Consider the following 17,971-nt stretch of genomic DNA (forward strand, 5'->3'; position numbering starts at 1 on the left):
GCTTCTTGAGCAGTTTTATTTGTGCAAAAACCCTACAAGGGTTTGGAACCCTTGTAGGGTTAATTATATTCGCATCGCAAACAGGAATCTTAGCTCAGCTGGTTTAGAACGTCCCGTTGGATAACGGGAAGGTCTAGGAGTTTAATTCAACTTGGCTAAACTACTGAATTGAAAAAACTGAAAATTGGAATCTTAGCTCAGCTGGTTTAGAGCGCTGCTTTGACAGAGCAGAGGTCATGGGTTCGAATCCCTTAGATTCCACTGGAAAAGCCACGAAGGCACAAAGTCGCGAGGATTTTGTGCCTTTTTTCATACGCTTTGGTTTTTGAGAAGAAAGATCACAAATAATTGTTTTTCAGAATTTTACTGAAAAATTACCTTCAATTTTACTATGAAAATCGTAAATCAAACTTTCGATTTTCATGGTAAATACTTTTAAAAAATATATTTACAGCAGATCAACAAAGATTTGATTCGTTGATGTACGCAGATCTGTTTCTGTCATTATTCTGCGATTTTCTCTCCAATCATCTGCGGGAAAAATCTGTGATATCTGTGACTTTTTCTGTGTAAATCTGTGGGAAACTAACATGCTTACATCACCACAACCCCTTTTCCCAGCATTTTGCGATCCAAGATTGCCTGCAAGGCTTCCGGTGCTTCTTCCAAAGAATAGGTCCTCCCGATATGCTGCTTGATCTTTCCTTCCTGAATCCAGGTGACGAGTTGGCGGATATTCTGGAAACTGGCTTTTGCCTCCACTTTGGAAAACTGTCCCCAAAAGACGCCCATAATAGAACAACCTTTGAGTAAGGGTAAATTCATCGGGATTTGAGGAATTTCCCCATTGGCAAAGCCCACAACCAGATAGCTCCCTTTCCAAGCCATGCCCCGGAGTGCCGGTTCTGTGAATTTTCCCCCAACCGGATCATAGACCACATCCACGCCTTTGCCATCGGTGAGCTCTTTGATGCGGGTTTTGAGATCTTCCGTCTCGTAGTTGATGGTGAAATCTGCACCTTTTTCCCTGCAGAGGGCAAGCTTCTCTTCTGAAGAAGCTGCTGCAATGACTTTGGCCCCCATCAGTTTCCCTAGCTCCACTGCGGCTAAACCTACTCCACCTGCCGCCCCAAGTACGAGCAAAGTTTCTCCGCCCTGGAGATTTGCCCGATCCTTAAGCGCATGGTAAGAAGTCCCATAGGTGTAAAGTGTAGTCGCTGCCACTTCGGCAGAAAGACCGGGAGGCAAGGGAAACACCCGATCGATATCCACAGCGACCTTTTCCGCAAAGCCACCCCATCCACAAAGCGCCAAAACCGGCTGCCCGATTTGGAATCCCTGTACCTGATCGCCCAAACCGATGATTTTTCCCGCTACTTCTCCTCCCGGTGCAAATGGCAATTCCGGCTTAAACTGATACTTGTTTTGAATAATCAGCACATCGGGAAAATTGACTCCGCAAGCCTCCACCTCGATCAGGATTTGATTTGAGGCAGGACTGGGATCGGGAATTTCCTTTACCGTTAAGGTATCAGGAAGGCCAAATTGGGTACAGAGTAATGCTTTCATAGTTTTTGAATAGCCGCAAAGGGAAGAATGTGTTACTTATGACTTATAGTAAACCAATTTCTTTTTAATTTCGGTTATAATCAAAAATTCAAGAAATGACTCGGGAAAGCCTAATCCAAAAGACTCTTCAGCATTTGGCTCAATTACCAGATCAGAAAGTGAAAGAAGTCTCTGACTTTGCCGAGTTTTTATTATTCAAAATTGACAATCAGATCCTAACCGAAGGAATTCAAAAAATGGTATTTGAGTCCAAATCATTCGATTTTCTGGAAGAGGACGAGGAGATTTATTCTGAGGATGACCTTAAAGAAAAGTACAAGTGAAGAAAGGCGATTTGATATTAATTCCATTTCCCTTTTCTGATTTGACGGGAGCTAAAAATCGACCTGCTCTAGTATTAATTTCCAATGAATTAGATGTAACCGTTTCTTTTATCACCTCTCAAATCAAATGGTCCTCAAACCATGACATCGTTTTATTCCCGTCTTTACTAAACGGCATAAAGGTGAAATCGCTCGTTAGACTTAGTAAAATGGCAACGGTAAGTAAAGACCTAATTTTGGGAAAGTTGGGGGAATTATCCCAAAAAGAGTTAAATGATGTGGACAAAGGCTTGATTGATCTGTTCCATCTTAAGCCTTGAATTAATCTGATATTCAACTTAAACTTTTTCTCCTCAAGGATAAATCTTTGCGACCTCAGCGCCTTCGTGGCAAAAAAAGAAAATTCCTAGGCAAATCCTTCCGAAAGGAATAATTTTGAGGCCTTTAGAACTTAAACTTACCCAAATATGTCTGCCACTTCATTTATTGAAAAAAACAAAGACCGCTTCCTCAACGAACTGATGGATCTCCTGCGAATTCCATCCGTCAGCGCAGATCCCAAATTCAAAAATGACGTCTTTGCGGCAGCTCAGTTTGTCAAAGAATCACTGGAAAAAGCCGGGGCCGATGTAGCCGAAATCTGCGAGACTCCGGGCTACCCGATCGTCTATGGGGAAAAAATCATTGATCCATCTCTCCCTACCGTATTGATCTACGGCCACTACGATGTGCAGCCGGCAGATCCGTATGAACTTTGGGATTCTCCCCCTTTCGAACCCGTCATCAAAAAAACTGCAATACATCCCGAAGGAGCCATTTTTGCCCGAGGATCTGCCGATGACAAGGGACAGTTTTATATGCATGTCAAGGCTTTCGAAGCCATGATGGCATCCGGTGATCTGCCCTGCAATGTCAAATTTATGATCGAAGGGGAAGAAGAAGTGGGTTCTGACAACCTGGAGGGCTTTGTCTTAGCCAACAAGGAAAAGTTGAAGTCAGATGTCATTTTGATCTCGGATACCCACATGATCTCCATGAAAGACCCATCCATTACAGTAGGTTTGAGAGGACTGACCTACATGGAAGTGGAAGTGACCGGTGCAAACAGGGATCTTCACTCGGGCACTTACGGAGGTGCCGTTGCCAACCCGATCAATGTACTATGCAAAATGATTGCCTCGCTCAAGGATGAAAATGAGCACATCACCATTCCCGGTTTTTATGACATGGTCCAGGAATTGACCCAAGAGCAGCGTCAGCGACTGAATGAGGCGCCTTTTGACCTAGAAGAATACAAAGGCAAACTCGACATCGAGGATGTCCATGGGGAAAAAGGGTTCACTACCATCGAGCGAGTGGGCATCCGACCAACCCTCGATGTAAATGGCATCTGGGGTGGGTACACCGGAGAAGGCGCGAAGACCGTATTGCCTTCAAAGGCCTATGCAAAAATCTCGATGCGCCTCGTTCCGGATCAGAATTGGCATGAAATCGCGCAGCTTTTCGAAGCGCATTTCAAAGCTATTGCACCCAAATCCGTTAAAGTAAAAGTCAAAGCTCACCATGGTGGTGCTCCCGCAGTAGTGTCTGATTCATCGATCGGCTACCAGGCAGCGGAAGCAGCGATGGAGGAAACCTTTGGAAGAAGACCAATCCCAACCCGTGAAGGTGGTTCGATTCCTATTGTGGCTTTATTCCAAAAGGAATTGGGAAGCGATCCGATTTTGTTTGGATTTGGCTTGGATACCGATGCCCTTCATTCTCCAAATGAGCATTACGGGGTGAAAAACTATTTCATCGGCATCGAGACCATAGCAGCTTTCTTCAAGCACTTCAGAATGCTCAGCGGAAAGTGATCAATTCGCCAAAAGCCCTTGGTCAAGGACTTAATTTCGAACCTGAAGACCTTATTCCCTGTTTGCCAGAGTAAATCAACACCTCACATGACCCCAAATTCTCAAAAGATCGGTAGGCTCCTGCTTCCGGTTTTTCTTTTGATCTCCTTCTTTGCCCAAGCTCAATTGGTGAAGCCTCCCAAGTGGACCTTTACTCTTGAGCCATCAACCTTACAAGTAGGAGAAAATGCCATGCTGGTCATGGAGGCGGAGATTCCCATGGGTTGGTACGTGTATTCCAATGATTTTGACAAGGATCTGGGACCACTTTTGACCGAATTTATACCCGCTGAATCTGGAGATTTTGCGATAGCATCCCAACTCAAAGCGATCAATCCCAAGAAAAAGTTTGATGAAGTATGGGAAGGAGATGTAACCTATTTTATGGGAAAAGGGCGATTTGAGCAGCCTGTGACCATTAAAACTACTTCCGGAACGATCAAAGGTTCGCTCGAATACCAAATGTGCTCCGACCTCACTGGGCAGTGCATCAATTACGAGCAGGATATAGAAATTGAGTTTAAAGCGAAAGAAGGAGCTCCAAAGGCACAAGCATCCATTGAAGAAGCCGCTCCGACTATTTCAGATGAAGTTAAAATAGATACAGCAATCTTTTCTCACGATTCGATAGCCACAGAAACTCCGTTTGCTTTGGCAGAAATCGAATCAGAAGTCATTACCCAGACCCAAGACTTTACTGCCGAAGGTGAAAATGAGTCTGTCTGGGGATTTATGGTTTTGGCTTTTCTGGCAGGATTGGCGGCATTGATCACGCCTTGCGTGTTTCCGATGATCCCGATGACGGTAAGCTTCTTTACCGGTCGATCCAAGAAGCGATCCGAAGGCATCCGTCAGGCGGTTATTTATGGGATATCCATCATTGCGATCTATACCGTGGCAGGTACTGCTGTTGCTGCGATTCAGGGTCCTGAATTTGCCAATTGGCTGGCAACTCACTGGCTTCCCAATCTCTTTTTCTTTGGCATTTTTATCTTCTTCGCGCTGGCATTTTTGGGAATGTTTGAATTGACTTTGCCTTCCAGCTTGGTGAATAAAGTCGATGCCAAGGCAGAACAGGGGGGCCTGGCAGGAATCTTCTTTATGGCCTTTACGCTAGTCTTGGTTTCATTTTCCTGCACAGGACCGATTGTGGGTTCGATACTGATTTCTTCTGCGGGAGGTGAATTGGTCAAACCTGTGTTAGGAATGTTCTCTTTTGGGCTAGCCTTTGCAATTCCATTTACACTGTTTGCGATTTTCCCGGAATGGATGCAGCGCTTGCCGAAGTCCGGCGGTTGGCTGAATTCTGTAAAAGTAGTCTTGGGCTTTTTGGAGTTGGCCTTGGCTTTCAAATTCCTTTCCATTGCCGACTTGGTTTACCATTGGGGTATTCTGGATCGGGATATTTTCTTGGTGATTTGGATTGTCATATTCGGAGCTTTAGGGCTTTACCTTTTGGGAAAAATCCGACTTCCCCATGATTCCAAGTTGGAGTATATCAGTGTTCCCAGATTACTTTTGGCCTTGCTTACCTTCATGTTTGTGGTCTATATGATTCCCGGCCTTCTCGGAGCGCCTCTCAAATACCTCAGCGGGTACTTGCCTCCATTGACCACACAGCAATTCAAAATCGGGGAGGGGGGAGCTATTTCAACCACATCTCCCAAATCAGTGAAGTATGGAGATATCCTTCAGATTCCCTATGGTATCGAAGGCTATTTCGATTACCAGGAGGCTTGGGCTGCTGCGAAAAAAGAGGGGAAACCTCTCTTGATCGACTTCACCGGGCACGGATGTGTCAACTGCCGAAAGATGGAGGAAAATGTCTGGTCTGATCCACAGGTGTTGGCCCGTTTGAAAAATGATTTTGTGATGGTGGCCTTATATATCGACGAGCGATTGGAGCTTCCCGAAAGTGAGTGGTACACCTCGAGTTACGATGGCAAGGTGAAAAAAACCCTCGGCAAGCAAAACGCCGATTTCCAGATCACCCGATTCAACAACAATGCCCAGCCCTACTACGTGATCCTAGATCATAATGAGCAGCTCGTGGCTAAACCAAGGGGATACAATACAGATATCGGTGCTTTTGTGGAGTTTTTAGATGGGGCGAAGAAAATATTCAATAAGCAAGGACAATGAATCAATTATCAAACTCAATGGTCAATTTTCAATTTTTTTTTCCTTGAAAATTGAGTTTTGGTTATTGAAAATTGATCATTGAAAAAGCCTCGAATCAAAAGGAAAGTCTTCCTGACCGACAATTTGGATCGCTGAGAAATCCGGATGTTGTAGATTGATCAAAAAGTTAAAATCACCTGGAACCACGGCTGAAGGTACTTTCAGAAAACAGTTTTTCCGCTCGGCTACAAATGCATCTCCAATTTGTTGGGTATCCAAAGCATGCGGAAAACTACTCCAATTGGAAGGTAAAGATTCTTTGGAAAGGGTTGAAATAGAAACGTAACTCGGAATATCAATCTCCACCATCACATAGTCTTTTGGCAAAATGGATAAGGAAAGGTGAACCGCCACTTCAGCCATGGCCAAAGCCCGACTGTCCGCACAATAAATCAGCTCAGTTCCTTTGGAATTCCATCGGTTGCCACAAAGAGCCGCCCCCTTTCCGGACAGTTCTATTCCATACTTTTTCCGAATCAGTCGAAAAACCCGCATCAGACAAAAACGCCCTGATCGATCCGCTGGAGCTCACTCAGCACCAATTCTTTGCCGTAAGAATCCCGAAGCAACTCGATTGGACGCCGATTCCCAAGGGCATGACTGCTGGCATTGAGCCAAGCTGCAAAGTTCTCCGCCGAATCAAACACCTCTAAGCCTACCACCGTCACCTCCATGAGCTCGATGATCTTCTCCGAATGAATCGAGCGAAAAACGTAATCCGATTCCTTTTTGTAGCGCTGAAGGGACTTTAGAGAGATGTCCAAAAAATCAGACCACTCCTGATCAGAAAATGGGGTCAATTCCTTAATCGACATAAAAAGCGGATTCGGAATCCCCTGACGAATCACATCCACAACCATCATCCGATCCGAGAAAAACCGTTTTAAAGGTACCTCCTGTAGGGTAGAATAGGTTGAATAGCGAGGAAGACTCTTGACATAAGTAGCCATCTCCTCGGCTACGGAATTTAATTGGATATAGTCTGAATCACTCATGGCTAAGAAATTTGTCTTTTAATTTACGACATTTTTCCAAAAATGATTTCCTTCTACTCATTTTTTTATCCAATCTTAAATAATTACCCCTCTATGATTCGATTTTTCACCGCCTTCTGTACAGCCTCCAACTTATTGTGGACCTGGAGTTTGGCGTAGATATTCTCGATGTGTTTTCGGACGGTTTTGGGTGAAATGAATAGGTTTTCACCAATTTGGTTGTAATTGAGCCCTTTGGAGGTTTGTTCCAGAATTTCAATTTCTCTTGCTGTCAAATTGATTTCTTCTTTGGCCTCTTCAAAATTGGGTGGATTACGAAGGAGCTTCAAGGCCTTCATTGCAATCGAAGGCGTCATCGCTGCCCCTCCCTCCAATGTATCCAAAATTCCCCGATGGAGAGTAGGTGGATCCACCTCTTTCAAAAAATACCCATTTGCCCCAGCTTGGATCGCTTTGAAAATATTCTCGTCGTTATCAAAAACGGTGAGCATAATGATTTTAATCTGAGGGTACTTTTGAGTCACTTTTCCAACAGCTTCGATTCCATTCATTTTGGGCATTTCGATATCCATCAAAATCAACTGAACATTGGAATCCTCTTCCAGCTTTTTAAGCAGCTCCTCACCATTCATCGCCCAAAACTTGACCTCCAAGTCCTCAAATAAAGTAAGCTTATCCCGGACCGCTTTCAGCAAAAAGCTGTTATCTTCTGCAATTGCAATTTTTATTTTCATCTTTTCATCAGTTTAACCGACACTTACGAGTGTACCTGAACCCGGCTGAGTCTCCACTTTCAATTCCTTTCCTATTCGCTCTGCCCGACTTCGCATGGTACTCATTCCATTACTTTCCAGACTGTGCTCATCAAAGCCTTTTCCATTATCCATTACGGAAAGAATGATTTGGTTTTTACCATTTTGAGCAATGAAAATTTCTATTCGCTCTGCCTCAGCATATTTAATTGCATTGTTAAGCGCTTCCTGTGCGATTCGATAGAGGTTGATTCCTTCAAGAGAATTTAACTGAATTTGAGTATCCAAACCCTCATCCATTTTAAGTTCAAAGTTTACCTGGGGACAAAAATCCTTCGCCTTTTGGATCAATCCAGCAAGTCTTAACTGAAGATCCTCCAGGGAGATGGCATCTTTATTCATCGCCCAAATGGTATCCCGAAGTTCATTGACTGTTTCCACCGTAAAATCTGAGATCTGATCAATCTTTTTCCCTAAAACTTCCTTGCCAAAATCAGCAAACTTCAAGTGATTGAGCGAAGAGACAATAAAAGTCAACTGTGCCCCAATATTGTCATGCAGCTCTGCGGCTATTCGGTTTCGCTGATCATTTAGCCTCTTTTGGGTCTCTTGCTCCGCAAAAACAGCCTGAAGCTTGGCCTCCTGTTCCAGATGTCTGTTTTTGTTTTTCTGCTGATAATAGATGAAAAAAGAGGTGCCAAGAACTATCAGAAATCCTAACAAAAGAATCAAAAGAAGGACATTTCTTGACTTGGACTTTACTTCCTCCTCAGCCAATGCTGCCCGGGATTCGGCAAGTTCTCTTTCTTTGGCTTCCACCTCATAGAGGGTTTGAATCTCCCCAATCATCCGCACCCGATCTTCTTTGAAAATCGAATCTTTGAGCTCAGAATACCTTTCCAGATAAGATATCGCTTGCTCTAAATCTCCCTTTTTCTGCTGGAAACGGAATTGGTCATACAAATAATCCCGTAGCTTCTCTCTGGATTCAGAGAGGACCACATACTTGTACGTAGAATCCATGAGCGTTTCAGCTTTGGAAAAATCGCCTATGTTGTACGCAATTGTCGCTAGATTATTGTAATTGGAGGCGATCTTGTACTTATCCCCTGACTTGGTGTTGTAGTAAAGGGAAATATCAATCCACTCCTTGGCTTCAATAAATTTCCCCTGTTTGAGCAGGGTATTTCCGATATTATTGAAGGTGTTGGTAAAGGAGGAACTGTCCATCTGGGGGTAGAGATCCAGCACCTGATAGTGGAAATAGAGAGCGGAATCCGGCTGATTCCAATCGTCAAAATTAATCCCAACAGCGTTAAGCGTAAAAGCCTTGACCTGAGGACTTGGATCAGAATACTTACCTAAAATTTCCAAACCCTTTTTGGAAAACTCAACCCCTTTATCATACTGCTCCATGTCATGATAAACGATAGAAATATCAGCATAGGAATAGGCCATCCGATTGGAGTCACCAACTGCCCTTGCGCTTTCCAAAGCTTTTTGTCCATAGAGCATGGCCTTCTCCCAATCTCCGAGAATGGACTCCAAATAGGTCAAATTGTTGTATGCCCGAATAAAATAATAGGAATCCTCTTCCAGTTTTAGCAGCTCCAAAGCCTTGAGATTAGACTTGACCGCTTCTCTTCTTTCTCCTTTTGTTCTTTGATATCGCCCCAAAAAATAAAAATACAAGCCGGAATCTCTCTGAGTGGGTAGTTGGATTAGTTTTTCTTCGAAAATTAGCCTTGCAGAATCCTTTTGACTCAAGGCAGCCTCCAATCTCTTGGAAATATCCTGAGAATAAGAAGAGAAAAAAGAAGGAAGTAAAAGCAAAGCAAGGAAAATACGTCGCAGCATATCACTCATTCCGGAAAGAAATGAAGATAAAAAAACGGCTTTCCTCTCCAAAGAAAAAAGCCGTAAAGAATTAGAATTCGCCCCTTTAGTAAATCTCTTCCAGTATCTGGGCCAACCTCACACTGGCTGCAATGAGTCTTTCTTCAGCGATAGAATAATTCTCATACATGTATTGATAGCTGATCCGCTTGTTTTCAGGAAGATTGTATACCATCGGACGATAGCTGACAGCCTCCTTCAGCCAGTCTTCCATGCTCGCCGAACGGTACTTTGATTTCATTTCAGGAGTCAATCTACGATAGAGTTCTTCTCCGATTTCGGAATAGCTCATTCCCTGCCGCTCGATCATTCCACTGTCCCAAAGCGCATGGAGATTGGTGGGCTGACCAAAAAACTCAATTTTTACGTCATTCCCTCCACGGTCTTCTCCAGTACCGACATGCAGGGGCTGATGAATGTCTTCCACCATATGGATCAGCATTTTGAGCTTTTCTGCCTCCGTTTTTGGGTCCAGTCCCCCTTTTTTCAGTTCCTCTTTCAGCCTTTGTATCGCTTCAAATGCATCTCCTCCTTGCTCCTGAATCTCGGGGTCGTATTCCCCATTTTTACTGGTCAGGTAGTGCCAAGTAGTCGCATAGTCGTAGGCCCGATCAGAGCGGATTTCATCCATCCAAGTCCCGCTTCTGCCCAAAGACATGGGGTAGAGAACTTTTTCCACCTTTTTGAGTGTGGATCTTTTCATTTGCTTCTCAGCCATGAGACCGATCAAATAATGACCCAACTGCCCCCAGGCAAAAGCCTGAGACACGGTCAAAACCATGACCACGGTGAGGATTGCTGTTATTCTTGTTTTCATAGGGAATTAAAAAAGCGAAGATATCTCCTCGCCTTCAATTTGGGATTAGTTCTAGATTATCAATTTGCTAACTCGGAAACTGCCAGCCAAGCCATCAGGCCTGCGCCGATTTCCAAAGCTTCTTCTTCAATATCAAAAGTTGGGGTGTGGACACCAGATACAATACCTCTAGCTTCATTACGGGTACCCAATCGGTAGAAGCAGCCGTCGATTTCCTGTGAGAAAAAGGCAAAATCCTCCGCTGCCATCCAAATATCCAAATCGAGGACATTTTCCTCTCCAAGAAATTCTCTTGCAGCATCCATAGACCTTAAAGTAAGCTCTGGATCATTTTTGAGAAAAGGATAGCCTTTTCTGATCTCAAAATCCAACTTTCCTCCCATGCCTTCTACGATGCCATGAGCGATTTGCAACATTTTTTGATGAGCTTTTGCCCTCCACTCCTCATCCAGGGTACGGAAAGTCCCTTGGATTTTCACTTCATTTGGAATCACATTGGTAGCTCCAAGACCTTCGATACGTCCAAATGAAAGAACCGAAGGAATCTTTGGATTGGCTACCCGACTGACAATCTGTTGCAAAGCCACAATTAAGTGAGAGGAGATCAGCACCGGGTCAATAAACGTCTCCGGCATGGCTCCATGACCACCTTTACCGCTCACTGTGATGTAGATTTCATCGGTACTTGCCATGTACAAACCTGGGCGGAATCCCACTTTCCCTGCAGGAATAAAGGGCATGACATGCTGCCCGATGATCGAATCAGGTCGTGGGTTTTCAAGCACTTTATCCTTAATCATCAAAGATGCTCCTCCGGGAACCAACTCTTCACCTGGCTGAAAAATTAGCTTGATTGTCCCCTCGAATTGATCTTTTACTTCATTTAGAATTTTGGCTGCTCCCAAAAGAGATGCAGTATGTGCATCGTGACCACAGGCATGCATTACCCCCGGATTTTGGGATTTGTAGGGGACATCATTGGCCTCCACAATAGGGAGCGCGTCCATATCTGCACGAAGAGCCACTACTTTTTTGTCTGGATTTTTACCCTTGATCAGTGCTGCCCAGCCTGTATTGGCCTTGGACTCCACTTCCGTTATTCCTATTTCTCCCAGTCTTTTTTTGACAAAAGCCGCCGTCTCAAATTCCTGAAATGAGAGTTCAGGATGAGCATGCAAATGCCTTCTTGTAGAAATAATTTCCTCCTTGTAGGCTTTTGCCAAAGATTTAATTCTGTCTTTCAGCATTCGAGTCTGTTGTAGGCGAGACGTATTCTTTTCTCTGGAATCTATCCTGGATAATTCGTGCGGTAGGGAAAGAGCCCTTGATTTGGGAAAAAACTTTCTGTGCTTCAAACTTATAGGCATACCTCCCGATTTTCAACAAATATCTGGGTTGCTGGTATTGCATTTCAGCCTTGATGTCAGGGAAGTAGGTTTGGAGTTCTTCTTGGGTCTTGAAAGCTTGATCCCGGTTTACTCCGGAGTAAACCAGAACCGTGTAACCGCTGAAATAGAGCTCTGATTTGTTCTTTTCGAATCCTTTCTTTTGAAGTTCCAGCAACTGATTGTCAACAGCCTGAACAGAGATTTCCATCTCCTCACTCTTTTGGTTACTCAGCTTTTCTTCAAAATCTTCGTACTCAGGCAAGGTCATGGAAAGATCTTCTTGGTAGTTGGCATAAACATCTGCCCCGGAGGTATTACCCGTCTGGGAAGCCTTACAGCCCACCATGACTAAAATAACCAAGAAGATTCCCCAATTGATTTTCATGAGCTTTAGTTTTCTATTACCACGCATTTTCCGTCCGCGATATCCTGCTCTACGGCTTTGTATTTGACATCGGTTTTGGTCGTGCCATTGGTGTATTGAACAGAGACTTTGTCGTTTCTGCCATAAGATTTTTCAGACTTTCTCGGTGCCACTACCTGAGGAGCCGGCCTTCCGGCACTGGCAGCAGCTACGGCTGCTCGTCCGGCACCGGGATTGAGACTGCTTCCTACCTCTGCTTTGGAGGCCTGAACTTTTGGTTCGGCTGCCCGCTGGGCTTGGGCCTGCTGTACCTGTTGAGGGTCTTGCTTGGGCAGATCAGCCCGAGTCAAGAAGGAAATCATATCCTCATTCAGTTTACCGATAAACCGCTTAAACATTTCAAAAGCCTCAAATTTGTAAATCAAAAGTGGGTCTTTTTGTTCGTAGACGGCATTTTGGACAGACTGCTTCAGATCATCCATATCCCGGAGATGTTCTTTCCAGTTTTGATCGATGATGGCTAGAGTCACATTTTTCTCAATTGCTCTGATCAATTCTCTGCCTTCGGACTTCAGCGTTGATTCCAAGTTGCAAACTACACCAATCTGCTTGATGCCATCGGTGATCGGCACCATGATGTCCTTTACGGTAGCTCCTCTTTCCTCAAATACCCTCTGGAAAATCGGAAGAGCAGTCTGCCTGATCAATTCATTTTTCTTGGAGTAATTTTCAAATGCCACCTTATACAACTCTTGGGTCAAGGTTTCTGCACTTTTGCTTTTCAGATCATTTTCAGAAATAGGATAATCTACCCCAATGGTCGTGAAGATGTTCATTCTCAGATTTTCATTATCCTCGGTAGATTTGCCCATCACGATGAGACTTTCGCAGACATCGTAAAGAATATTGAGGATATCTAGCTCCAAGCGCTCTCCTTTAAGGGCATTTCTTCTTCGCTTGTACACTACTTCCCGCTGGGAATTCATCACGTCATCGTATTCCAAAAGACGCTTTCGGGTACCGAAGTTATTCTCCTCCACTTTGCGCTGTGCTCGCTCGATAGACTTAGTGATCATGCTGTGCTGAATCACCTCGCCCTCTTCCAGACCCATTCGGTCCATCAACTTGGCGATTCGATCCGAGCCAAACAATCGCATCAGAGAATCTTCGAGAGAGACAAAAAACTGGGATGAACCCACATCTCCCTGACGCCCGGAGCGACCTCTGAGCTGACGGTCTACTCGTCTGGATTCATGTCTTTCGGTACCGATGATGGCCAAACCACCGGCCTTTCTTGATTCCGGGGTCAATTTGATATCCGTTCCCCGTCCGGCCATGTTGGTTGCAATGGTCACGGTTCCCGGTTTTCCGGCCTCGGCTACGATATCGGCCTCTCTGGCGTGTTGCTTTGCGTTGAGTACCTGATGAGGAATTTTCTTCAGGGTGAGCATTCTGCTCAATACTTCGGAAATCTCCACAGAAGTGGTACCCACCAGCACCGGTCTACCAGCTGCGACTAATTCGTTGATTTCGTCTGTGACAGCATTGAATTTTTCCCTAACGGTCTTGTATACCTTATCTTCCCGGTCAGCTCGGATGATTGGCTTATTGGTAGGAATCACCACCACATCCAGCTTGTAAATTTCCCAGAACTCTCCAGCTTCTGTTTCCGCAGTACCGGTCATACCAGCCAGCTTGTGGTACATCCGGAAGTAGTTCTGCAGCGTAATCGTAGCATAGGTCTGAGTAGCATCCTCGACTTTTACGTTTTCCTTGGCCTCGATAGCCTGATGGAGTCCATCGGAATAGCGACGGCCTTCCATTACCCGGCCAGTCTGCTCATCTACGATTTTCACTTTGCCATCAACCAAAATGTACTCCGTATCCCGCTCAAACATACAATAGGCTTTGAGCAACTGGTTAACGGTGTGAATTCTTTGGGCTTTTACCCCATAATCCTTGATGACCTCTTCTTTTCGGATAAGTTTTTCTTTGTCATCCAGACTTTCGTCTTTTTCCAATTCGGCGATGACTACTCCGATATCCGGTAGTATGAAGAACGTCGGATCTTCATTTTTGGAAGTCATGGCTTCAATCCCCCGATCGGTCAGATCGACCACATTGCTCTTTTCATCAATGGTAAAAAACAGAGGCTCATCCGCCTCAGGCATGTTTCTCTTGTTGTCCTGAAGGTAGTAATTCTCAGTCTTTTGAAGAATCACCCGAATCCCCGGTTCGGAGAGGTATTTGATCAAGGGCTTATATTTCGGAATACCCCGATAAGCTCTGAAAAGGGCCAATCCTCCTTCCTTTTCGTTTCCGTCAGCAATTTGCTTTTTGGCCTGTGCCAAAAAGCCCTGTACCAGTTTCCTCTGCTCATCAACCAAAGCCGAAACTCTTGGCTTCATCGCATCAAACTCATGCACATCTCCACGGGGAACCGGACCTGAAATAATCAATGGGGTCCTTGCATCATCGATCAAAACCGAGTCCACCTCATCCACCATGGCAAAGTGGTGCTTGCCCTGCACCAAGTCTCCGGCCTCACGGGCCATGTTGTCCCGCAGGTAATCAAAGCCAAATTCATTGTTGGTACCGTAGACGATGTCTGATCCATAGGCTTTTTTTCTTCCCGGAGAATTAGGCTGATACTTATCTATACAGTCTACAGTGAGTCCATGGAATTCAAAAAGAGGGGCATTCCATTCCGAATCCCGCTTGGCCAGGTAGTCATTGACGGTCACCAGATGGACTCCACGACCAGATAGCGCATTCAAGAATGCCGGCAGGGTGGACACTAAGGTCTTTCCTTCCCCGGTGGCCATCTCGGCAATTTTGCCCTTATGCAGCACCATCCCTCCGATCAGCTGCACATCGTAGTGTACCATATCCCAGACTACCTCATTGCCTGCTGCCATCCACTTGTTGTGCCAGATGGCTTTTTCACCTTCGATGACTACATTGGATTTGCTGGCTGCAAGTTCTCGATCCCGAAGGGTAGCTGACACTTCCAGCTTTCCGTTTTCTTTGAATCTTCGCGCAGTCTCTTTCACCACTGCAAAAGACTGAGTCATGACTTCGTCCAGGACTTTCTCCAGCTCGGTATCCCTATCTTTTTCCAGCTTGTCGATCTGATTGAAGAGTTGATCTTTTTGCTGGATCGCATCTACTGGAAGACCTTCGATCTGAGCTCGGATCTCCACGATTTGATCGTCGATGGATTTGAGCCTTTCATTGATCACTGACCGGATTTCGGTAGTTTTTGCTCTTAGCTCATCGTCAGACAAGCGGCTTAGGCCTGAAAAAATCTCATTGATTTCTTTAACTCTTGGAAGCAGTTCCTTGATATCTCTGTCGGACTTGGTGCCGAATACTTTGGCCAATCCTTTTGCAATAAATTCTAGCATGTTTGTGTATTGAATCCCCAAATAGGGCTTTAAAATTAATTCCTTTTTATTAGAATTGATAATTAACCATCCGGTTCTACAGGTTTGGCGGAAGGCTTATTTTGCCGGAAAAGACCAGCTCAGCCGGGCCAATAAGCCAGATATTATCAAAACCTCCTTTTTTCCCCATCTGGAATTTAACGGAAAGCTTTCCTCCCAGGGTGTTGATTTTGATTAAGTTTTGATTGTTTTTGGATCCAAAAGCTAAGGCCGCTGCAGTCACACCCGTGCCACAGGAAAGGGTTTCATTTTCGACTCCTCGCTCATAGGTCCGAACGAATATTTCATCCTCAGCGAGCGGCTGAACGAAATTGACATTGGTCCCTCCCGGAGAGTAGACCGAATCATAACGAATAGTTTTTCCCTTTTCGAACACGGGATAGGTATGAACATCCTCAACCAATCGGATATGATGGGGAGATCCGGTATTTACGAAGAAATCCTCCGCCCTGCTTTCGATAGTATCAACATTTCCCATCAAAAGCTCCACCTGACCTCCGGAAATCAAGGCTTCATGGGGACCATCGATTGCCAAAAACCGAGTCTTGGAAGAGATAATTCCGAGAAAGGAGGCAAAAGCTACTGCACATCTTGCTCCATTTCCGCACATACTTTCGCTTCCGTCGGCATTGAAATAGATCATCTCAAAATCAAAATCCGGATGATTTCTGATCAGGATCAACCCATCAGCTCCTATTCCAAACTTTCGATCACAAAGCTGTCGCACCAGCCCCAGATTCTTTTCGTCCAATCGCCGACCTCGGTCATCGACCATGACAAAATCATTGCCCGTACCCTGATATTTATAGAAAGTGATTTCCATTAAGAAAATTTTTAATTATCCAGACAAAAATTTGTCCAAGGACCAATCTGCCTACAAACATAACCAAGATGTCAGGAAATCGGACGGAATGTCTGATTATCAATTTTTAATCCTAGCGAGATTGCCTAATTTCAGGCATTGAATCTGTATTAACCTTATTATTTATATCATGAAAAATCTAGAAAACGGATTGAGCAGAAGGGAATTTTTATCCAACACCTCCAAAGCAGGTCTTGCGGTAAGTTTAGTAGGAACAGGCATCCTGAGTGCTTGCTCCGGTGAAGTGAAAGGAGACAGCAAGGCCATCTTGGCGACCAGTTTTTCTCAGACACCTCTAGCCTACGATTTCTCTGCGCTTGCTCCGCATATCGATGCCATGACCATGGAAATCCACTACACCAAGCATGCTGCCGGATATGCTAAAAATTTAGGCGATGCCATAGGGGAAGAAAATGTGGATACCAACAAGCCTTTGGAGGATCTTCTGGCCAATATTTCCCAGTATTCTACCAAAATGAGAAACAATGGAGGCGGGCACTACAACCACGAATTGTTCTGGAAAGTCATGTCTCCCAATGCAGGCGGGCAGCCGGAAGGGCAGCTTGCAGAGGCCATCAACAGTTCTTTTGGAAGCTATGAAACCTTTGTTGAGCAGTTTGAAACGGCTGCAAAAACACGGTTTGGATCAGGCTGGGCTTGGCTGGTAGTCGGAGAGGATAAAAAGCTGGCCGTAGGCTCCACTGCCAATCAGGACAATCCCCTGATGGATATTTCTGATTTCAAAGGAACCCCACTTTTGGGAATCGATGTATGGGAACATGCCTATTACCTCAACTATCAGAACAGAAGACCGGATTACGTAACGGCCTTTTGGAACGTAATCAATTGGAATGCAGTCTCTGACCGATATATGGCGGCAATCTAATCCGGAAAAAGCATCCAGAAAAAGGCCGGTTTTCCGGTCTTTTTCATTTATTTCAAAACTCAAATCAACCTTAAATCATGCAAGACCCTAAGTCACTTACCTCAGTAGCCCTTTTTCATCAAACCTTCAAGCACCCTGTACTTCCTGAGCCTACGATTCCTTCCGAAACACGATGCAATCTCCGGGTTTCTCTTTTGTCTGAAGAACTCAAAGAATTGGAAGAGGCAATCGAAAATAAGGATCTGGTCGAAATCGCCGATGCCTTGTGTGACTTGCAGTATGTGCTCTCCGGAGCGATTTTGGAGTTTGGCTTGGGAGAAAAATTCAAGGCCCTTTTTGACGAAGTACAGCGCTCCAATATGAGTAAAGCCTGCAAAACGGAGGAAGAAGCAAAAGCTACGGTAGCTCATTACGAGGCAAAAGGCACTCCATGCTTCTACGAAAAGGAGGGGGACCTATATCTGGTTTTCAGAGAAGGGGATCACAAGACCTTAAAGTCAGTAAACTATTCCCCGGCGGATTTGAAGGGGATATTGGAGAGATAAATTCCACTTTCTTGACTGGGGAAAAATGGCCTTCTTCTTCAGGATGGCAAAA

General features: G+C 44.8%; 16 protein-coding genes and 1 tRNA gene. 7 read left to right on the forward strand and 10 right to left on the reverse strand.

Annotated features, from left to right (window positions below; all coding sequences use genetic code 11):
- Positions 1-186: 186 nt before the first annotated feature.
- Positions 187-261: transfer RNA gene (locus AAA943_RS13625), tRNA-Val, on the forward strand.
- Positions 262-594: 333 nt separating this feature from the next.
- Here the strand turns inward: AAA943_RS13625 and AAA943_RS13630 are convergent.
- Positions 595-1,569: an NADPH:quinone oxidoreductase family protein gene (locus AAA943_RS13630; protein WP_338224816.1), complete on the reverse strand. Its 975-nt coding sequence runs from the start codon at positions 1,567-1,569 to the stop codon at positions 595-597.
- Positions 1,570-1,664: 95 nt separating this feature from the next.
- On the opposite strand from AAA943_RS13630, the gene AAA943_RS13635 reads away from it, so the two are divergent.
- From AAA943_RS13635 to AAA943_RS13650, 4 genes are all read left to right on the forward strand, one after another.
- Positions 1,665-1,892, forward strand: a complete 228-nt coding sequence (locus AAA943_RS13635) for a hypothetical protein (RefSeq protein ID WP_338224817.1) — start codon at positions 1,665-1,667, stop codon at positions 1,890-1,892.
- Positions 1,889-2,212: a type II toxin-antitoxin system PemK/MazF family toxin gene (locus AAA943_RS13640; protein ID WP_338224818.1), complete on the forward strand. Its 324-nt coding sequence runs from the start codon at positions 1,889-1,891 to the stop codon at positions 2,210-2,212. The genes AAA943_RS13635 and AAA943_RS13640 overlap by 4 nt, the downstream gene beginning before the upstream one ends.
- Before the next feature lie 147 nt (positions 2,213-2,359).
- Entirely contained in the window at positions 2,360-3,748 is a 1,389-nt protein-coding gene (locus AAA943_RS13645; RefSeq protein WP_338224819.1) for a dipeptidase, read from the forward strand.
- An 87-nt stretch (positions 3,749-3,835) separates the two neighbouring features.
- On the forward strand, positions 3,836-5,929 hold the full coding sequence (locus AAA943_RS13650) for a protein-disulfide reductase DsbD family protein (RefSeq protein WP_338224820.1): 2,094 nt from the start codon (positions 3,836-3,838) through the stop codon (positions 5,927-5,929).
- A 75-nt stretch (positions 5,930-6,004) separates the two neighbouring features.
- Here the strand turns inward: AAA943_RS13650 and AAA943_RS13655 are convergent, their stop codons facing one another.
- The 9 genes from AAA943_RS13655 to dapF all read right to left on the reverse strand — a co-directional run bounded on the left by AAA943_RS13655 (position 6,005) and on the right by dapF (position 16,449).
- Complete coding sequence (locus AAA943_RS13655) at positions 6,005-6,463, reverse strand: RES family NAD+ phosphorylase (protein WP_338224821.1); 459 nt, start codon at positions 6,461-6,463, stop codon at positions 6,005-6,007.
- Positions 6,463-6,963, reverse strand: a complete 501-nt coding sequence (parS, locus tag AAA943_RS13660) for a type II RES/Xre toxin-antitoxin system antitoxin (protein WP_338224822.1) — start codon at positions 6,961-6,963, stop codon at positions 6,463-6,465. Before parS ends, AAA943_RS13655 begins: the two co-directional genes overlap by 1 nt.
- An 83-nt stretch (positions 6,964-7,046) precedes the next feature.
- Positions 7,047-7,697: a response regulator gene (locus tag AAA943_RS13665; RefSeq protein ID WP_338224823.1), complete on the reverse strand. Its 651-nt coding sequence runs from the start codon at positions 7,695-7,697 to the stop codon at positions 7,047-7,049.
- A 12-nt stretch (positions 7,698-7,709) separates the two neighbouring features.
- On the reverse strand, positions 7,710-9,581 hold the full coding sequence (locus AAA943_RS13670) for a tetratricopeptide repeat-containing sensor histidine kinase (RefSeq protein WP_338224824.1): 1,872 nt from the start codon (positions 9,579-9,581) through the stop codon (positions 7,710-7,712).
- Between the two features lie 76 nt (positions 9,582-9,657).
- Positions 9,658-10,428: a S1/P1 nuclease gene (locus tag AAA943_RS13675; RefSeq protein WP_338224825.1), complete on the reverse strand. Its 771-nt coding sequence runs from the start codon at positions 10,426-10,428 to the stop codon at positions 9,658-9,660.
- Between the two features lie 59 nt (positions 10,429-10,487).
- On the reverse strand, positions 10,488-11,675 hold the full coding sequence (locus tag AAA943_RS13680) for a M20 metallopeptidase family protein (RefSeq protein ID WP_338224826.1): 1,188 nt from the start codon (positions 11,673-11,675) through the stop codon (positions 10,488-10,490).
- Positions 11,656-12,201, reverse strand: coding sequence for an SPOR domain-containing protein (locus AAA943_RS13685; protein ID WP_338224827.1), 546 nt, complete (start codon positions 12,199-12,201; stop codon positions 11,656-11,658). Before AAA943_RS13685 ends, AAA943_RS13680 begins: the two co-directional genes overlap by 20 nt.
- A gap of 5 nt (positions 12,202-12,206) precedes the next feature.
- A complete protein-coding gene (gene secA, locus AAA943_RS13690; RefSeq protein WP_338224828.1) occupies positions 12,207-15,587 on the reverse strand; it encodes a preprotein translocase subunit SecA in 3,381 nt (1,126 codons plus the stop codon).
- Positions 15,588-15,663: 76 nt separating this feature from the next.
- Entirely contained in the window at positions 15,664-16,449 is a 786-nt protein-coding gene (gene dapF, locus AAA943_RS13695; protein WP_338224829.1) for a diaminopimelate epimerase, read from the reverse strand.
- A 169-nt stretch (positions 16,450-16,618) separates the two neighbouring features.
- Between dapF and AAA943_RS13700 the strand changes: the two genes are divergently transcribed.
- Positions 16,619-17,374 carry a superoxide dismutase gene (locus AAA943_RS13700; protein ID WP_338224830.1) on the forward strand — a complete coding sequence of 252 codons (756 nt, stop codon included), beginning with the start codon at positions 16,619-16,621 and terminating at the stop codon, positions 17,372-17,374.
- A 77-nt stretch (positions 17,375-17,451) separates the two neighbouring features.
- The gene (locus AAA943_RS13705) at positions 17,452-17,919 is read left to right on the forward strand and encodes a pyrophosphohydrolase domain-containing protein (protein ID WP_338220310.1); all 468 of its coding nucleotides are present in this window, start codon (positions 17,452-17,454) and stop codon (positions 17,917-17,919) included.
- Positions 17,920-17,971: the final 52 nt, after the last annotated feature.

The organism is Algoriphagus confluentis (genome assembly GCF_036245625.1).
Classification (GTDB): domain Bacteria; phylum Bacteroidota; class Bacteroidia; order Cytophagales; family Cyclobacteriaceae; genus Algoriphagus; species Algoriphagus confluentis.

Coding starts and splice junctions, on each gene's coding strand:
- AAA943_RS13630 (WP_338224816.1), bottom strand. CDS start 1,569: ATGAAAGCATTACTCTGTACCCAATTTGGCCTTCCTGATACCTTAACG.
- AAA943_RS13635 (WP_338224817.1), top strand. CDS start 1,665: ATGACTCGGGAAAGCCTAATCCAAAAGACTCTTCAGCATTTGGCTCAA.
- AAA943_RS13645 (WP_338224819.1), top strand. CDS start 2,360: ATGTCTGCCACTTCATTTATTGAAAAAAACAAAGACCGCTTCCTCAAC.
- AAA943_RS13650 (WP_338224820.1), top strand. CDS start 3,836: ATGACCCCAAATTCTCAAAAGATCGGTAGGCTCCTGCTTCCGGTTTTT.
- AAA943_RS13655 (WP_338224821.1), bottom strand. CDS start 6,463: ATGCGGGTTTTTCGACTGATTCGGAAAAAGTATGGAATAGAACTGTCC.
- parS (WP_338224822.1), bottom strand. CDS start 6,963: ATGAGTGATTCAGACTATATCCAATTAAATTCCGTAGCCGAGGAGATG.
- AAA943_RS13665 (WP_338224823.1), bottom strand. CDS start 7,697: ATGAAAATAAAAATTGCAATTGCAGAAGATAACAGCTTTTTGCTGAAA.
- AAA943_RS13670 (WP_338224824.1), bottom strand. CDS start 9,581: ATGAGTGATATGCTGCGACGTATTTTCCTTGCTTTGCTTTTACTTCCT.
- AAA943_RS13675 (WP_338224825.1), bottom strand. CDS start 10,428: ATGAAAACAAGAATAACAGCAATCCTCACCGTGGTCATGGTTTTGACC.
- AAA943_RS13680 (WP_338224826.1), bottom strand. CDS start 11,675: ATGCTGAAAGACAGAATTAAATCTTTGGCAAAAGCCTACAAGGAGGAA.
- AAA943_RS13685 (WP_338224827.1), bottom strand. CDS start 12,201: ATGAAAATCAATTGGGGAATCTTCTTGGTTATTTTAGTCATGGTGGGC.
- secA (WP_338224828.1), bottom strand. CDS start 15,587: ATGCTAGAATTTATTGCAAAAGGATTGGCCAAAGTATTCGGCACCAAG.
- dapF (WP_338224829.1), bottom strand. CDS start 16,449: ATGGAAATCACTTTCTATAAATATCAGGGTACGGGCAATGATTTTGTC.
- AAA943_RS13700 (WP_338224830.1), top strand. CDS start 16,619: ATGAAAAATCTAGAAAACGGATTGAGCAGAAGGGAATTTTTATCCAAC.
- AAA943_RS13705 (WP_338220310.1), top strand. CDS start 17,452: ATGCAAGACCCTAAGTCACTTACCTCAGTAGCCCTTTTTCATCAAACC.